This is a genomic window from Pseudomonas sp. A2 (assembly GCF_023100865.1).
Lineage (GTDB): Bacteria > Pseudomonadota > Gammaproteobacteria > Pseudomonadales > Pseudomonadaceae > Aquipseudomonas > Aquipseudomonas asiatica.
The window spans coordinates 4,617,139-4,632,798 of sequence record NZ_CP039127.1 but is presented as its reverse complement, the minus strand read 5'-3'; the positions used below and the strand labels follow the sequence as shown (position 1 = coordinate 4,632,798).

General features: G+C 58.0%; 12 protein-coding genes and 1 pseudogene. 3 read left to right on the top strand and 10 right to left on the bottom strand.

The window, feature by feature from the left end; genetic code table 11:
* Positions 1 to 21 precede the first annotated feature (21 nt).
* Together E5221_RS21430 and E5221_RS21425 are read left to right on the top strand one after the other, a co-directional pair.
* Positions 22 to 642 (top strand): annotated as a pseudogene (locus E5221_RS21430) (site-specific integrase); the annotation flags it as partial.
* A gap of 349 nt (positions 643 to 991) precedes the next feature.
* On the top strand, positions 992 to 1,234 hold the full coding sequence (locus tag E5221_RS21425) for a hypothetical protein (RefSeq protein ID WP_038705588.1): 243 nt from the start codon (positions 992 to 994) through the stop codon (positions 1,232 to 1,234).
* Positions 1,235 to 2,232: 998 nt separating this feature from the next.
* On the opposite strand, the gene pilV is transcribed toward E5221_RS21425, so the two are convergent.
* The 9 genes from pilV to E5221_RS21380 are packed head-to-tail and all read right to left on the bottom strand — an operon-like array spanning position 2,233 to position 12,383.
* Positions 2,233 to 3,495 (bottom strand): shufflon system plasmid conjugative transfer pilus tip adhesin PilV, encoded by a 1,263-nt coding sequence (pilV, locus tag E5221_RS21420; RefSeq protein ID WP_023628937.1) that lies wholly within the window; start codon positions 3,493 to 3,495, stop codon positions 2,233 to 2,235.
* Complete coding sequence (locus E5221_RS21415) at positions 3,485 to 4,429, bottom strand: ATPase, T2SS/T4P/T4SS family (protein WP_023628938.1); 945 nt, start codon at positions 4,427 to 4,429, stop codon at positions 3,485 to 3,487. The genes pilV and E5221_RS21415 overlap by 11 nt, the downstream gene beginning before the upstream one ends.
* Before the next feature lie 11 nt (positions 4,430 to 4,440).
* Positions 4,441 to 4,956, bottom strand: a complete 516-nt coding sequence (locus tag E5221_RS21410) for a type 4 pilus major pilin (protein WP_023628939.1) — start codon at positions 4,954 to 4,956, stop codon at positions 4,441 to 4,443.
* 22 nt (positions 4,957 to 4,978) lie between these two features.
* A complete protein-coding gene (locus E5221_RS21405) occupies positions 4,979 to 6,145 on the bottom strand; it encodes a type II secretion system F family protein (RefSeq protein WP_023628940.1) in 1,167 nt (388 codons plus the stop codon).
* Positions 6,138 to 7,676, bottom strand: coding sequence for an ATPase, T2SS/T4P/T4SS family (locus E5221_RS21400; protein ID WP_023628941.1), 1,539 nt, complete (start codon positions 7,674 to 7,676; stop codon positions 6,138 to 6,140). Before E5221_RS21400 ends, E5221_RS21405 begins: the two co-directional genes overlap by 8 nt.
* Positions 7,677 to 7,688: 12 nt before the next feature.
* On the bottom strand, positions 7,689 to 8,204 hold the full coding sequence (pilP, locus tag E5221_RS21395; RefSeq protein WP_023628942.1) for a type IV pilus biogenesis protein PilP: 516 nt from the start codon (positions 8,202 to 8,204) through the stop codon (positions 7,689 to 7,691).
* The gene (pilO2, locus tag E5221_RS21390; RefSeq protein WP_028692969.1) at positions 8,194 to 9,519 is read right to left on the bottom strand and encodes a type 4b pilus protein PilO2; all 1,326 of its coding nucleotides are present in this window, start codon (positions 9,517 to 9,519) and stop codon (positions 8,194 to 8,196) included. Before pilO2 ends, pilP begins: the two co-directional genes overlap by 11 nt.
* Positions 9,520 to 9,531: 12 nt before the next feature.
* Positions 9,532 to 11,247 (bottom strand): PilN family type IVB pilus formation outer membrane protein, encoded by a 1,716-nt coding sequence (locus E5221_RS21385; protein ID WP_023628786.1) that lies wholly within the window; start codon positions 11,245 to 11,247, stop codon positions 9,532 to 9,534.
* A complete protein-coding gene (locus E5221_RS21380) occupies positions 11,244 to 12,383 on the bottom strand; it encodes a TcpQ domain-containing protein (RefSeq protein ID WP_038707446.1) in 1,140 nt (379 codons plus the stop codon). Before E5221_RS21380 ends, E5221_RS21385 begins: the two co-directional genes overlap by 4 nt.
* 276 nt (positions 12,384 to 12,659) lie before the next feature.
* Between E5221_RS21380 and E5221_RS21375 the strand changes: the two genes are divergently transcribed.
* Entirely contained in the window at positions 12,660 to 13,310 is a 651-nt protein-coding gene (locus tag E5221_RS21375; RefSeq protein WP_023628785.1) for a hypothetical protein, read from the top strand.
* Between the two features lie 140 nt (positions 13,311 to 13,450).
* Here the strand turns inward: E5221_RS21375 and E5221_RS21370 are convergent, their stop codons facing one another.
* Positions 13,451 to 15,415: a DEAD/DEAH box helicase gene (locus tag E5221_RS21370; protein WP_023628784.1), complete on the bottom strand. Its 1,965-nt coding sequence runs from the start codon at positions 15,413 to 15,415 to the stop codon at positions 13,451 to 13,453.
* Positions 15,416 to 15,660: the final 245 nt, after the last annotated feature.

Below are 15,660 nucleotides of genomic sequence, written 5' to 3'. Positions count from 1 at the left end.
CCGTTTTCTCTATTCGCCCCGAAGAGGGATGTGCCCCTGAGCCTCAAAGCTCGTGATGCGTTGATCCAGCTCGGGGCACGGACGAAGGGCAAGGTGTTTGGCTATACCGCTAATGGGTTGAAGTCGGCCTGGCGCATCATGCTGCAACGGCTGGACATCAAGGACCTTCATTTCCACGACCTCCGGCATGAAGCCTGCTCGCGCCTCTTCGAGCTCGGCACACTCGACATTATGGAAATTGCTGCGATCAGTGGTCACAAGAGCCTGGCGATGTTGAAGAGGTACACCCACTTGAAAGCGTCCCGATTGGTGAAAAAGCTTGAGGGGAACAAGCACCGTGGCCAGCAGGTGATCATCAATCACCTGGTGCCGTATCCTGCTGTCGTTTCGGAAACACCCAGCGGCGTCACCGTGCGGGTGCTCGACTTCGATGGTGTACAAGGCGCTGGGGGTACTGCAGAGTTGGCAAAGCGAGTGGCGGAAGATGCGCTGCTACGTCATCTGATGGTGTCGTTAAGGGACAAGGAGCCTATTCCAGCTCCTGATCAGTATCTGGAGCAGGTTAACGAGGGCGAAATAATCATGCTCGACCCGTTGAGCCAGAATTGCCCCTCAGATGGGGCTCACACTTTTTTGCGGTGATTAGGTGATGTCTTGAGATTGCCCAGGCCTTGTGGATTGGGCATCTTGGGGCAATCCTATTGCCAATCCGGTGTGTGGACAGCCGCCGGCTCGGGCGAGCTTGGCGGATGGCAAATCGGCATTAACGGCAATACTGGGTACAGCGGCACCGGTAGCGTAACGGGTAGTCTGTTTTCTGGAACCATCAAGTGTCGGTCCAATGTATGCGGTGGTTTCGGATACGTGTTCTGTGGCAGTAGCGTCAGCTGTGCTGTGGCGAATGCAGGGGTCCTTACCCATTACAATTTCTATGGGTACACGGTTGGGGTTAAAGACCTACCAATAACCTCATCGATAAGGGAGTGGTGAGATGAATAGTTTGGATTTTCTCGTTTTCATCAAGGCCACTATTTCCAGCTTGAGCTCACAGCATGCTCTTCTTGAGCAGTTGGCGACCAAAGAACACTCTGAGGCTGTTGCAGAGTCTGCTAAAGCATTAGAGACTTTGCGACAGATTTCTCGAGGCTTGGCCGATTCCGACCAAATTTCGTCACTAGACCAACACTTGAACAACTTATTAAAACTACAAGGCCAGGCAAGCAGTTCGACGTAACGCATAACCATCTTGCCAATCCGGTGCTTGGAAAGCAGTGTCGGCAAGGTTTGGGGGAGCATATACAGGAGTTGGGTCAATGACCGAATCAGGATGTGGTATTGCCAACCCCCAAACAGGTGCATGTAGTTGTCCGTTGGGATTTTCCTCAAACCTCACAGGTTTCAGTTACGCAGGTGCAACTCCATACTATTGGTATCACGTTTGCCAAAAGTAACCATCTTGCCAATCCGGGGTGTGGGCTGGCAGTGGTGATAGAAAACTTAAACATGAAGTTAGTCCAGCAAACACCTGGTATGCCGCCAACCAAGTTTGCGGTTCCAAGGGTGAGAAATGGCATTTGGCAAGCCTGTCGGAAATGCACATTTTGAGATCAATGGGGCTCAATAATGGAGTCTATTACTGGACTAGTGAATGGGGCTCGGCAGCGGCCTTCACTTTCCGCCTCAGTGACGCAGCCTTAGATATAGCTTCAGGTGGAGCAGCAGTTCCATTCTTTTGTGTCCAATAGGTTTGCCAATCCGGGGTGTGGAAATCGGGCGGTTCTGCAGATGGTGTAGGTTCTGGCTTTATGACTGGGATAACCGGGCAGTACGTGAATAGATTTACCGGTGGATATAGCTGCCCGACGGGACTGGTTCCAAACCTGATCGGAGGTGTCCAGATAGGTGGCTGTAATCCATGCCTAACTTACTCTTGCAGCAAGCCTTAACAGGTTTGCCAATCCGGTGCGTGGCGGCAGGCTGCAGCAAAATTTGAGCTGACCGCCGAATACATTGCCGGCTACCAACAAACAGTCCGCATGATTGCGAGCACTGAAGGATTCTGCTTTCCCACCCTGATCAGCATGGCTTCTTTGAATAACTACGATAGTTATTGGGGGAAGATTTACATAGGGGCTGATGGTTTCTGGTATCTATCAACTGCTGATAGCTCATACCCAAGAGGGCAAAGTATGTACGCGCGATGCGTGCGATCCTAGTAGCAGCTTCAGGCGTCTAGTTACATGCGATCACATAGCTACATGCACCGCCTGGGTTGAATGCACCTTTGTCATAGAAGCCACAGGTTACGATCCGATTGCTATCAGCGTAAGCGTAATTACCGCCAGCATAATCGGGTCTCGGGGCAGGGTGAGGGTTTGACGCATCGGAAGCCGACCAAGTACAGCTATCTTGGGTACTGCCGCTTGGAAGAGGGATTTGCTGGCCGTGGGTGATAAATCCAGTAAGAACCTTTCCACCGCCAGCTGAACGCCACACCCCGGATTGGCAAGAAGGTGTGAGGCACTGGCAGGTAAGGGGCGCGCCCAGGTTGTTTTTCGACTGGATGCCGATCTTCGGGCACGCCTGTCCTTCAACAGCGGTGCTCTCGATATCCAGATACTCCCCAACTGTCACACGTCCGTCCGCCTGCAGTGTCCCGCCGCGGATTTTTCCGCCTGTCAACAGGCCCTTGTCGTTAAGAACCCTGACCCAGTCTGCATCAGCTTGGTAGATGCCGCCCCCCCACTTCTCGTTCACCCACCCAGTGTCGTTCTGGCTTCTGAACCAGCCGTCCTTACTGGTGATGTCGCTCGTCGCGGTGACCGCGCGGGCATTGTTGATGTCGTTGCCACCCATATCGATCGCGGTGTTCATCCGGTTGTATTCAGGGTGGCCTGGGACAGCGTTGCGGTAGAGGTAGTCGTTGGCCAGCTCGCCGTCCATCAAGAAGAGCGCGCTCGCGGTATGTCCCTGCCCAGGGTTGATGCCGTAGTTGCTGAGCGCCACTTCCCATCCACCTCGCACACCCTGGATGACTCCGGGCTTGAGTGACGATATGAATCCGCCCGGCCCGCCAAGATGCTCAGCGATGGTCCGAATGCCGAGTTCCGGGATGACCTGGCCACCGGTGGTCACCACAATGGCCTCGAGCTGGTTAGCGTTGAGGCGCCTGGCCAGGCCGACGATGGTCTGGCCGAAGCTATTGGTCGAGCTGAAGCCCGCCGGCAGATATTTGGTGTTTTGCATCATGTCTACGGTGACCTGGACAGGCGTAGTCGGGCCAGCATTGCTGAGCACCACGGAGTAGTTGTCCTTGAGGTACTTGGCAAAAGCGTCAGCGACAGTCCGCTGGTGTTCCGCGGCGATCCGGTAGTCCTGCTGGTTGCCGTAATTGAGCATCCACCAACCCGCGAGAGACAGCATGATGCTCATCACTATCAGGCCGAACAGGCCATCAATGGTAAAAAATCCAGCCTGCCCGCGTTTACTGGCCATGCCAGAGACTCCTGTTCGATTGGGTGACGATGTCTTGCTCGATCATCTGAAGATGTCCGCTGCGGATCTTCTCGCGGATGGACGGCGCGTCATCCAGGGTCAGTGACAGCGTTTGGAGTGTGAGTCGCGGCTGTCCGTGGTCTGGACGGAGGAGGGTTTGGTGAATGACCACAGTCAGCCCCTGTGAGAGCACCTCCAGGGCATTCGGCATGATGGGCTCGGCAAGTACAGCCAGGCGCTGGATGGAGCTCCCGATGCTGCCGCCGTGCCCAGTGGAGAAAATGAGATGGCCATTGATGGATGCTTTGATGACTTCAGCGGCAGTGGCCGTGTCTCGAACTTCACCGACCAGGATGAGGTCAGCGCGAGTTCGAAGAGCGCGTATCAGCGTTTCTGAATAGCCGCCTTGCATACGGGAAACCGGCAACTGGATGCAGCGGCCAGAGCCATGTTCGCCTTGGAGGAGCGTTTCCGGCGGGTCTTCTACAGTCAGGCCCAGGCCGCCGCGTGATGTCAGGCGGGCCTTCACCGCCGAGGCAGCACTGCTGGTCTTGCCGGTGCCCATCTCACCAGCGAAGTACACCAGGCCCCGGGTTTCTTCGGCGAGCAGGCACTCGTAAATATGGTCCGGTAACCCAAGATCCTCGAGAGGGATGATGGTTGCTCTTGACCGATTCAGCACAAAAAACGGCTTAGTGAAGACGTCCAGGTTGTACGTCACTCGCAAGAGCACGCGATCCTCTAACACGAGGGCGAATTCAGGCTCACGTGTTGTCTCGTACTGATGCAGACACCGCGCCCTCAGTTCCTGGATCTCGGTCAACCACTCCGGAGGAGCGGCGGCCTTGCGGGGCTGACCTGCCAGCCCCTTCACATCGGCAAAATCATGGCCAAGATAGAGGTCCACGAACTCAGCATCTGCAATCAAGCTCACGCTGGCAGCCTTCAGTAAGTAGTCCAGGAGATCGAGTTCATTTCGTTGGAGCAGCTTGTTGTAGCGGCGGCGGGAAGGACCTCGCCACTGGTTGCCGAGCCACCATTGATGGCGGTGGTGGTCTGCTTGTCCTTGGCGATCTTGGTGGTCAGCGTGATGCAAGCCGCTTTGGGGACGTTGCTCTCGGAGAGGGTGAAGGTCATGCCATTGCTCACAAGCGTGACGGCGCCGTTCCACTGGTTGGTCAGGGTGGTGCCCGAAACGCCCATTGAGCCGGTTCCGTCGATAGCGATCAGCGAAGGCACGAGATTAGTCCCCGATGTGCCATATCCAGAAGATCCCTTCAGCTTTTTGGCGTTGGTGATGATGGTGGTGATGTTGCTTTGCTCTACAGCGGCATCGGAACTCCCCAGCATCTTGTAGCCGATCCAGGCGATGAAACCTAAGGCGATGGTAATGAGCATGATCCACATCACGCCGTCGATGGACAGGAAGCCACGTTGGTTTTTTGGGGTAGAGAGTGTCATTGGTTGCCTCTGGGCTGTGTGCTTAGTGTTGGATTGAGTCCATCAGGCCTATGGCCAGCTGGAAGATGCCGACCATCACGAAGATCATGAGCAGGCCCATGATTACTGCGGATAGGGCTGTAAGGGACTTCGAGACCGTTTCCACCCGCTTGAGCATTTGCTCGAGCCAGCGATTGGCGAACCTCTCCATCGATGCGGCGAAACTTTGGCGTGTGGCCAAGACCTGCAGGAAATGGATGGCCATCGGATCCGGGAACTGGTGCCCGGCTAATTTGAGTGCTGTACCGAAGTCTTTACCCGAACTGACGCCGTAGTTGATGGCGTCGATCCTTTCTCGCAGCCAGGGAGAGGCGCTCCGGCTGAGAATGCTGAGCGCACTCAGTTGGCCCACCCCGGCGCGGAGCATCACTGACATGTTCAGCAGGAAGATTGAGCCGTGCAGGACTTTGTAGATTGACCAGGGGGGAATGCCTTCGAGCCGCAGCCTGGTGGTCTGCAGTAGCAAGCTGAGCTGCGTTTTCCAAACCGGGCTGTTCGGTCGAACCTGCAGGCCGCAGAAGTATGGGAGGGTCACGAACGAGACGACGACCAGGGTCAGCACGACTGCAACGATCAGAAGTCCGTAGTTCGTGACTACCTTGGAAATTACATAGAGCAGACTTGGGATGCCGGTCCACAGCTCTGGATCTTGCCGCTGAGCCATCGACGGCACCATCCAGGTGGCGATGACATACAGCAGCGCCCCCATGAGGCTCCAGGTAATCGATGGAAGCGCTACGACGGAGACAACCAGGCGAGAAATGCGTTGGCGGGCCTCGATGAGCCGAACGCAGTCCCGGAAAGCCTCCACAAGGTTGCCGGTTTTCTCCCCGGTATCGACCAGGGAAGCCTCGTCATATGGCAAATGGCTCCTGCAGGCGTCGGCGAGAGATTTTCCTCCCCGCACTAGCATCGCCACCTGACCACAAATGACTGACACGGGATGCATCGTTTTACCGTCATTGCTGAACGCCTTGGCAACGGTCTCCAGTGCTTCTTCGATCGGGATACCGTCCTCCAGGACGCCCATCAGGCTCTCGTAGAACTGGATTCGCTCGTTCTTCCCAAACTGCTTTGCATAGAAGGTGACCGCCCAGCCCTGGGCGGCCTCCCGTACACCTGTCCAGAAGTCCTGAAGCAATTCAAACATCGGATTGCTCCATCAGCTGCCTGTCGAAGTCGAGCGGCCCAGCGAAGAGCTCGGCATCGCGTGGGTCTACTATCCCGCTGGTGACTTTCATGATCCCGTGGGCGATCTTGGTGATGCCACCCATCTCGTTGACCCAGTACCTGCGCGCAGCGCTTGCACCGCGCTTGGTGAACGTATCCATGAGCTTGACGTTGGTCAGCAAGGTTTCGGCGATAACGGTGCGATCGACGACCCCAAGGTTCCTGCACTTGCTACAACCTTCACCGACCAGATTGACTTGGTCGACGATCTGCAGCTGCTTCAGCCGGGCGAAGAGATCCTTGCTGATGCCGTGGTTATGCTCACGCAGCGGGATGCGGCAAGCAGGGCAGAGCACCGGCACTAATGACTGGTTAGCGATCCCAGTGGTCAGCAGTGGATCGGTGACCAGGTAATCAGCCACGCCCATGTCAATCAGGCGCTGGATGGTGGCGATCACGTTGTTCGTGTGCAGGGTTGACCAGCTCTGGTGACCAGTCATGGCGCCGGTGTACGCCGCCTGGGCTGACGCCAGGTCGCGCAACTCACCGTACATGAGGACATCTGGGTCAAGCCGTACGGCATTGGTAATACCGTCACCCCAAGTCTCGCCGGCGTAAATCGGTGACTGGTTAGCCTTGAGCGGATACTCAGGGGGATGCTCGAGCGTGAGGATGTGCCTGGAGCCACCAGTCTCGTCATACAGCGCGTTGAGATTGACCTGCAGGGTCTTGGATTTTCCGGATCCTGTTGGGCCAGTAATCAGGTTAAGTCCGTAAGGCAGGCTCCGCAGTCTTCTGAAGTGCTCGATCTGCTGAGGCAGGAAGCCGAGCTCTTCGAAGCTCTGCTTGGAGGTATCGTCGTACAGCAGACGCATCACCATCAGCGGGCCATCCACCAGCGGCCGGGTTGCAACCCGAGCGCCGTACAAGCCCAGTTGGTCGACAAACTTACGGCTGACGCGGGCATCCTGAGCGATGTGGGGCTGGTAGTAATCGCCAGAAACATCGCACATGCTGTTGTACAGAGCAGCGCAGAATTCACGCCCTACGTCGCTCTTTTCCTGGCGTACCTCCTGAAGGACCCCATACAGCCGATACTTGATCCGGGTGACATCGTGCGAAACGACGATGTGAACATCACTGGCGCCGCGCCGGTGGGCGTCCCCCATGAACTCCACCACCTGGGCTTGGCGCTGGGTTTCGACAAGTGCCTTCATGCCCCTCGACGCCGAGGCTTGATACAGCGTCTTGATCTCAGTCATCGAGGCTAAGACCACTTCGTAGTCAATGCCTTTGTGCTCAAGCTGGTCCATGAATGCCATCACGTAGGGGTCACTGACGTGTTGGGGAGAGATGTACAGCTTCCCATCGGCGGTCATGGCCAGGACCTGGCGCAAGTCTTCCTTAATCGCATGAGGGCCGCCTGGGGCGGTCAGTACCGCCACTGGCAACGGCGCCAAAGTCAGTTCGGCAGGCTCAAGATCGACGGGCTCTGCGGATAGCTCGGTCATGGTCAATACTCCTCAGGGTTGGCCGGGCAGGAGGCCGGGGAGGCTCTGTTGTGGCTGAGATACCACCCGGTTACCGAATCCAAGTGGGTATCGCTTTCCCTCCTTGGTCAGCACGACCCCATCGAGCGTGATCTGTTGGACCCGGAAACCGTTCGGCAGCTCGCTGCCAGGCTTGGCGTCAAGCTCGCTGCCGTCGCTGTAGATCAGGCTTGCCCGTAATTTCTGTCCGGAGCCGCTGATTTCTTTCACCACCGGCAATGCCGATTGGCGCGGCCCTGAGGATGTAGCCGTCATGGCGGGAGTGAGCCCGACAGTAGGAAACTGCGTCACTGGCTGGGGGGGGCTAGGTAGTGTGCCGTTTGCCTCGAGCTCTGCCTTCGCGCGTTCGGCTTTTGCCTTGAACAAGATGGTTTCGCTCTGCACCTTGCCGAGCTCGCCGACGCTGATGGCTGAGAGATCTGTCGCTGTCTGTGCTCCGGCAATTGGCATCCAGAGCGTGAGCAGGATCAGGCTGAAGTTATTTCGCATACAGGACTCCTGTGACTGACCAGATCAGGTGGTCGGCCTTGTATTCGGTCTTGATCTCCTGCAGGCGCAGCCCTTGGGTTGGAGCGCCATTGAAGGAGTCGTAGGGCAGCACGCCAGAGGTGTACGACAGCTGGTACTGCTGCCACTGGGGAGGCGGCGGCGGAGGTGGCGTGGGTTGACCTGGCAGAGCAGGTTCCTGAGGCGTAACAACGGGGATCGGTTGCAACTGCGGTTCCTGAGAGAAACCATGGAACCAACTGGTCAAATTCTCCAGAGCATCTCTGGCCTCAATGAGGGCGTCGTCACCGGCAGCATCAAGGGAAATGTCGAATTTCAGCAGCCCGGTCTTACCCTGATTGATGAACTCCGGGCGGATAGAGAAGAGTTCTGCGACAGCCATCGTGAACTCGTGAGCGGTGCTGTTACCTGCGCGTTCGTAGGTCGCAATAACCTGTGAACTGTTGCACTTTGCCTCCATGAAGGGCCAGCCGCGGATACTCAGCGGCAATCGGTTCATGAACCTGCTGCAGGCCTCAACGAAATCGGTGACCGAGGGCTGTTTCGCCCAGGGGTGCTCCAGCGCCTGGATGGGTTGTTCCGTGCCTGTTTGCCTCTGCAGCTCGGCCAGCTCCTCGAGGCGTTTCTTCTCCGCCTCGATGGCAGCTTGACGCGCGATCTCTGCCTGATGGGATTTCCATTGTGACCAGGCCAGTAGCCCTCCACCGATCAAGAGGGCCACCAGGAGCAACTGAGCCAGCTCAGGCTTGGACATACCGAACACGAGTGGACGCAGCCGGTATTCACGCTTGAGCCGGGACGGCTGGAGCAGCTCATCGATGTCGATGAGGTCGCCGCCCATGCCAAACTCGGTTGGTAAGAACTCTCGCTCAAACTGGATGCCGCGACTGCGTTGCTGCAACACCCGTTTACGGACTTCCGATGCCGTGGCAATCAGGTCGCAACCCGGGATGATCCTGCCCTCATGGACAGCGACGATGGCATAGCGATCTTGATCGGCGTCGACGGCCCAGGCAGCAATCCATGAATCACCGAGCTGGCCAGCCAAGGTCGCAGCCAGCGAGTACATGCCTTTGTGAACGTCAGCGGAGCGGGAAACAAAGCCCGCCTGGATCATGAGCGACGTTCTTCGGATAGCCACGATGTCCAGGCCGTGCTCATGGCCATACTGACGGGCTTCCTTCATGTAGCTGGTCATGTTGCCCAGGGGCGTCCAGAGCATGCCAGTGACGAAGACACGCCCCCGGTGCTGGATGGTCTGCACCCGGCTCGAAGGTTTGTGTGTATCGGTGTTCATGAGCGCCGCCACTTACAGGTTGTCCGGGAGGACGATTGGTGTCACCAGTACCACCAGGGCGCTGTGGGACGTCGAGCGGGTTCGCCCACCGCCCAAGCCAAAGAAGCTAGGACTGCCAACGCCGGATTTACGGGCGTCATCCCCGTTCTCGTCGAACCCAGTCAGAATCAGTGTCTCACCGCTGCGCAGACGGACCTTGGGCGCCACGTTCTTGGTGTCGTAGTCCGTGGTCTGGACCTTGGAGTCGTTGCTCTCGAAGTCCTTGAAGATTGGCTTGCTGCTGATGCTGAGGGTGATCATCAGCAGCATGTTTTCTTTGTCCAGGAGCTTGGGCAGCAGCATCATGTTGAAGCCACTGGTGATCGTCGCCGGTGTCAGTGCGGTGCTGGAACCGACGGAAGCGGTGGTGGTGGTCGAGCTGGAGGCGACATAGCTTTGGACGTTGCCGATCTGGATCGGTGCCGGCTGCAGGTTCAGCGTGGTCACCGATGGCGAGCGCACTTCGGAGACGCGCCCCTGTTCTGACAGGGCTTGCACGACGGCCTTGGAGCCTGCCCACGGAGAGCTGGACGTATCCAGAATGCTGCCGCTGGCAGAGATCGCCTCGGAACTGATGCCGGCGACGGTGTTGCTCAGGCCGAAGCCCCATTTCCCGGAGATGGACTTGTAGACAGCGCTCCAGTTGACAGCCGTCTGGTCGCTGTCGCTGAAGTTAACCTCGTAGACCTTGACGTTGAACAGCACCTGTCGAGTGATGCTGCGGTTGGTATCTTTCAGGTAGGCCGAAATTCGATTCAGCACCTCCGGCCGGTCGCTGACGGTGAGCGTGCCGGTAGAGCGAGAGAGATACAGCCGCCCTGGAGGCTGCATGCTGAGCATGGCCTTGACGTTGCTCTCGATGTCGCTCATCAGTGAGGTTTTGTACGTCGACTTGGTGCTCTGGTTGCTGCCGGATTCACCCGTGGCTCCCCCCGAAGATGTCGAAGAGCCCGAGTCGCCGTTGCCGGTGGAGGTCAGCAGGCCCGACTTGACGGTACTCTCGATCTCCAACTCGTCGCCGAATGTCCAGACGTCGAAGGTGCGGGTGTCGAAGTAGGTAATGCGCACGCCCTGCAGCTCAGGGTCGAAGTGCCACGACAGCCCCAGGCGTGAGGTGGCCTGGTTAAGCAGCCCGGAGGTTTTGCCGTTGTAGTTCAGGCCGGAGATCAGTCCTCCGCTGCCGAGGCCCAAGTCGAATGAGCTTGCGCTGCCAGGCATTGCCCCCGCCATGCCATTTGGCAGAAGACCCGCTAGGCTGTCTGGATCAGGTACAGCCTGAGCGGCGCCGCGAGCGGTAGTGCCGGCAGACTTCGAGGAGAGGATCCCGGGGTTCAATGCGTCAGGCGCTACAATGACCTGCAGCCCGGTTTCCTTGGTGATCAGCTGAGCCACGTCGGTGATCGACACTGGGCCTGCAGGCCGATAGGCAATGTCACGGTCCAGGCTGAACGGGAGCCCGCGCCTGGTCACCAGCGGCTCAGTGGAAACCCAGGGCTTGTTGCTGAAAACGACCGTGTCGCGGTTTTGTTGTGGCTGCTGGTTCTGCAGGAACTTGGTGTACTGGCCAGCCGTGCGGCCCTGGAACTCTGCTCGGTCGAACGACTCATTAACCCGTTGCACGGCACAGCTGCTCAGCAGGGCCAAGGCGATCGGGGTCAATGCCCAGCGGACCCAAGAAAACTTGTTCATTTCTTCTTCCTCTCAGCGACGTACAAGACGCTCTGGGAGCCTTCGCTACCGTCGACGACGAAGGATCGCGGGGCATTGTCGTAGAGCGGGAACAGCTGCTTAATGGCTTCCTGGAACGGGCCTTCGAAGTGCAGCGGTGCCTCGATCGGATAGTTGAGGTCTTCCTGGGCCCAGATCACCCGCCACCGGGCTTTTTTGGCCCATTCTTCAACGGTATCGCGCAGGGTTGATCCAACTTCGGCCGTCCATACTTGGGGCAGCGGCCGGGGTGGTGTGGCGGGCTTGACCTCGATGGCCGGGGCCACCACTGCTGTAGTGGTCACGGCAGCCGCTGGCTTGGATGCTGCAAGTTGGTTGGGCGCATTCGGTGCTGGGGACGCAGGTGTCGAAGGTTTAGCCGCGGTGGTTACCATCGCAGCCGGGATAGAGCCATCCTTGGCGGGTGCCATTGGGGGGAGCGCGGGAGCCACTGCCGCTGGGGCTGCGACAGCGGGTGTAGTCGTGGAGATGGGGGCGGGAGTAGGCACTGCGGCGACGACTACGCCTGGCGTCGAGGCTGGTGTGGCGGGGCTGGTTCCAGGAGCCCGCGCTTTGTCGGCGTAGAGTTGGCCTGCCGGCGTCGACGGGGTTGGCAATTGGTAACCGGGGCGAAGCACGAAGCACACCTGACGGTTCACCTCATCGACTTTCACCTGCCAGGCCGGGCCCGCGAGGACCTGCAGGGTGTTTCGCAGAGTCATTGGGCCGAGCTTGTACTGGGCTGCTGGCAGAGGTCGGGTGTACAGGATGTTGACGTGTTGCGAGCTGGGCGGGCAGAGGGCGTAACCTGACCGGTCGACCACGTAGAGCATGGCGTCCCGAACGCTGGGGTTCATGCTCGATGGGATGGTCACGTCGATGATCTGTGCCATCAGGTCGCGCTGGCTCGCGTCGGGTTGGGTGCTCACCAAGGTGTAGCGGCCATACCGAACGACGGGTTCCTTCTCCGGACTTGCTCCGTTCGGGTAGATGTCCGGAGACAGCCATTCGGGATTGCGGCTGCTATCGAACGCCGGCTTCGGCGGCTGCTCAGCCTTCTGAATCGCACAACCCGCAACGAGTGCGGCGAGCGAGAGAGTGGTCAACTGCCTGATCATGAGGCCCCCTGTAGTCATTGAAGGCAACGGTGACAGCCGATAGCTTTCCGCGCAGCTGGAAATCAATATCTCGCAGGACCAGATTTTTCCGGTGGGCTGATGAGTTCGTGCAACGGGTTGTCTTGGGTGCCCTCGGCAGCGGCCAGGGGGGCATGATTTTCTTGGCGTAAGGCTGATCGGCCTATCGCTGAGAGTATCTCTTGGCCTAAAGTGCATTTCATCACCGCCCAGGTCGGCGATCATGTCCGCTTCAATACCAAATTAAAAAAGATAACCATGAAAGAAACACTAGGTAGGTTGTATTTGTGGCAAATAGCACTGGCTAGGGTTTTGGATCTCCTGGCGCTTATGCAACGAGTAGACCGCTTCTGCAGAACTGGAAGGCCAAAAAATATTACTGAGCTGTATGATCAGGAACGTCGCAGATTAAAAACTGGTCTGCGACTTGAGGGCGAGGCATTAGATAGTTTTGAATCAGAGCATGGCTCCTTGTTTCCTGATGTTCACGATGTTCACCTTATTGATGAATTAATCACAGAAGAAATCATTATAAAGTTGTGCACTATTTTTAATTCTGGTTGGGGTAAACCCGGGGTTATTGCGGGAAATAAGAAATCGTTTTGGGAGCCGATTGTCGCTGAGGTGATTTCTGAGGCCTTCTCAGGTGACGTTAAAGTCAAGTTTTATGAGTTTCTAGAGGCCGCGAAGGGATACAGAGACAAGCATGGTGCCCACTTTGATCACGAAAGCTTCAACATGACTCATGGGGACAAAGAAATCGGTGAGGATGGGGTTATCTACAGCGTAGGATGGACCAGCGCCTTACTGACTTTTGATTGGGTTTTTGTGAATGAGACCCTGCCAGTATTTGCTAAGGCGTTGAACTCCTATATCGCCAAGTTACAGAGAGACGCCGGTATAATCTGATGGCCCATGTTTGGCAGCAATGCATCGGCCTGTTTTCCAAGGATTTAGGTTGGTAGTAGTCATTGGGTTCGCGTTGAAAGGGTTAAGTTTCGGAGCTATATCATTCATGAGCTCAAACTGTGATTCCCAAGCGATCCTACTTATTGGATAGTCGCTGCAAGCATTGCCTTGGCCAGCGCGTCCTGCTGCTCTTCCGGCTCAATGAGCTCCAAGCTGACTTGGCGCTTCGCTAAGAGCATCTGCCAGAGCTGCTGATCGATGCTGTTCTCCACGAGGGGGATCTTCACGATCACCGTCCTGAGCTGACCATTCCGGTACGCCCGGTCCTCGGCCTGATCCTGTTGTCCGGGTGTCCAGGGCAGGCCCAGGAAGAAGACGTAGTTGGCGGCCGTGAGGTTGTTGCCGGTACCGGCGGCTTGGGTGGTGCAGATGAAAGCCCTGCAGTCGGGGTCGCCCTGGAACTTGTCGATCGCCTTCTGGCGTTTGGTGAGTGTGTCACTGCCGACCAGGGTGACGTTCCCGATACCGGCTGCATCGCACAGCTCCTTGAGGCGCGCGACGGTGGGTTTGAACTCGCAGAACAGGATGACCTTGTCTTCGGGGTCCAGCTCGCCCAGCAGGTCCATAGCGACTCTGACCTTCACCTGTTCCAGGTAATGGCGAAGCGCGCCGAGCCTGGCAAAGATGGGCCTGTCCTCGAGGCGAATGCTGTCGTACTTCTTCCGCTCCTCCACCCCCATCGCCACGGGCAGCAACTGCCGGTGCTTACCCTTGAGCCCGGGCAGAACGTCTTTGCGCCGGCGAAGCATCCAGTCGCCCAGTTCTGCCCGGAGGTTTTGCCGGAACTCTGGGCTGCCGGCGAAGCGTTCGCAGAAATCGCTGAGGGGCAACTGGCCGACCGGGTGCCCCGATAGACGTAGCAGGGTGTGCAGCTCTGTCTCGCGATTGAGGACAGGCGTGCCTGTCAGCAGATAGCGATTCGGCACCTTGGCTGCGATATCGAAGCCATGGCGTGTACGCTCGGCAGTCGGCTCCTTCAACTGGTGCGCCTCGTCGACCACTAGAACGTGGTAATGCTCAGCCAGCAGCACGTAGTCGCCGAGACGCTCGTAATTGATCAGCATCCATTGGACCAGCGGGTCGTGCTTCTGCACAGCGACTGTCGCGTCGGGGTAGACCGCCAGGATTTCGCGCTGCCAGTTGATCAGCAACGAGGAAAGGGTCACCACCAGGATCGGGCGACCGGCTGCACTGATATGCGCCGCGATAATGGCCTGGCGCGTCTTGCCGAGGCCCATATCATCAGCCAGCAGTGCGCTGGTGCGCTGGAGCAGGTGAGCGATGCCAGCAGGCTGGTGATCGAGCAGGGAATAGCCGACCAGGGCCTGGGCGATCGTGGCATCTGAGAACTCGGTGCGTTCAATCGGCGAGACGGCAGCGAGGTAGATGTCGTTGGAGCTCTCCTCACCGCTGGCGGCTGTCGAGGGTTCCTGAGGAGCACCGCCCAGGCTGATGCGTGGAATGTCTGCTGCTGGAACCACAGAGCCATCGCCCAGGAGCTCCTGTACCACGTCCAGGATCTCGAACTGCTCCTCCACAAGACCGAGCTCCAGGACCAGGTTGCTGCGCAGGATTTCGGCGGTGGCGTTGACTCGCCACGAGCTGGATTTGCCCAGGAACACTCCCCGCATCCGGCGGGCCACTGCAACTACTCCAGGATGATAATCTCCGGACAGCAGCACACCGCCGTCGGCGAGCGGGGCAATTCGCAGTAGCATTCCCGAGATGAACGCGTCCCGGCGTGGGTTGGCCAGCGCGCTCTCGATCTTCTGGCGGAAGGCCTGCCATGACTCAGTGACCTTGCCACCGGCCAGCTCGATCAGCTGGTGGTACACCAGGTCCAGCTCGTCGATGAGCTTGGCCTTGGGCACGCGCCAGTAGCGGCAGAGCGGGTGATCACTGCGGCGAATGAAGAACCCGCTCCGTGCGAACATGACCTTGTTTGCGCCTTCAATGTAAGGCATGAGGATGCCCATGTCGTAGCCGTCGAATACGGCGGCTTCGAGCAACACTGGTTGGCTATTGAGGAGGCGTGGCCGTTTCAATTGGCGTCCGCGCTCTTGGACTTCATCGGCACAGTCTGGTCCAGGTGGTAGGCAGGCACCCATCGGGTTAAGAGTACTGAGCCATGAAGCGACCCTCCCTGGCCACTGATTACGTACGCCGCAGGCTCTGAGCCCTTCGGCACACGTCTGCGTTCCTGCTTCCAGTACCCAGCGGTTTTGATGTCGTCAGGTTGTAACGGCCAGCACGACTCGCCTGGCCGGGATTCATAATGAGGGACCTTCGG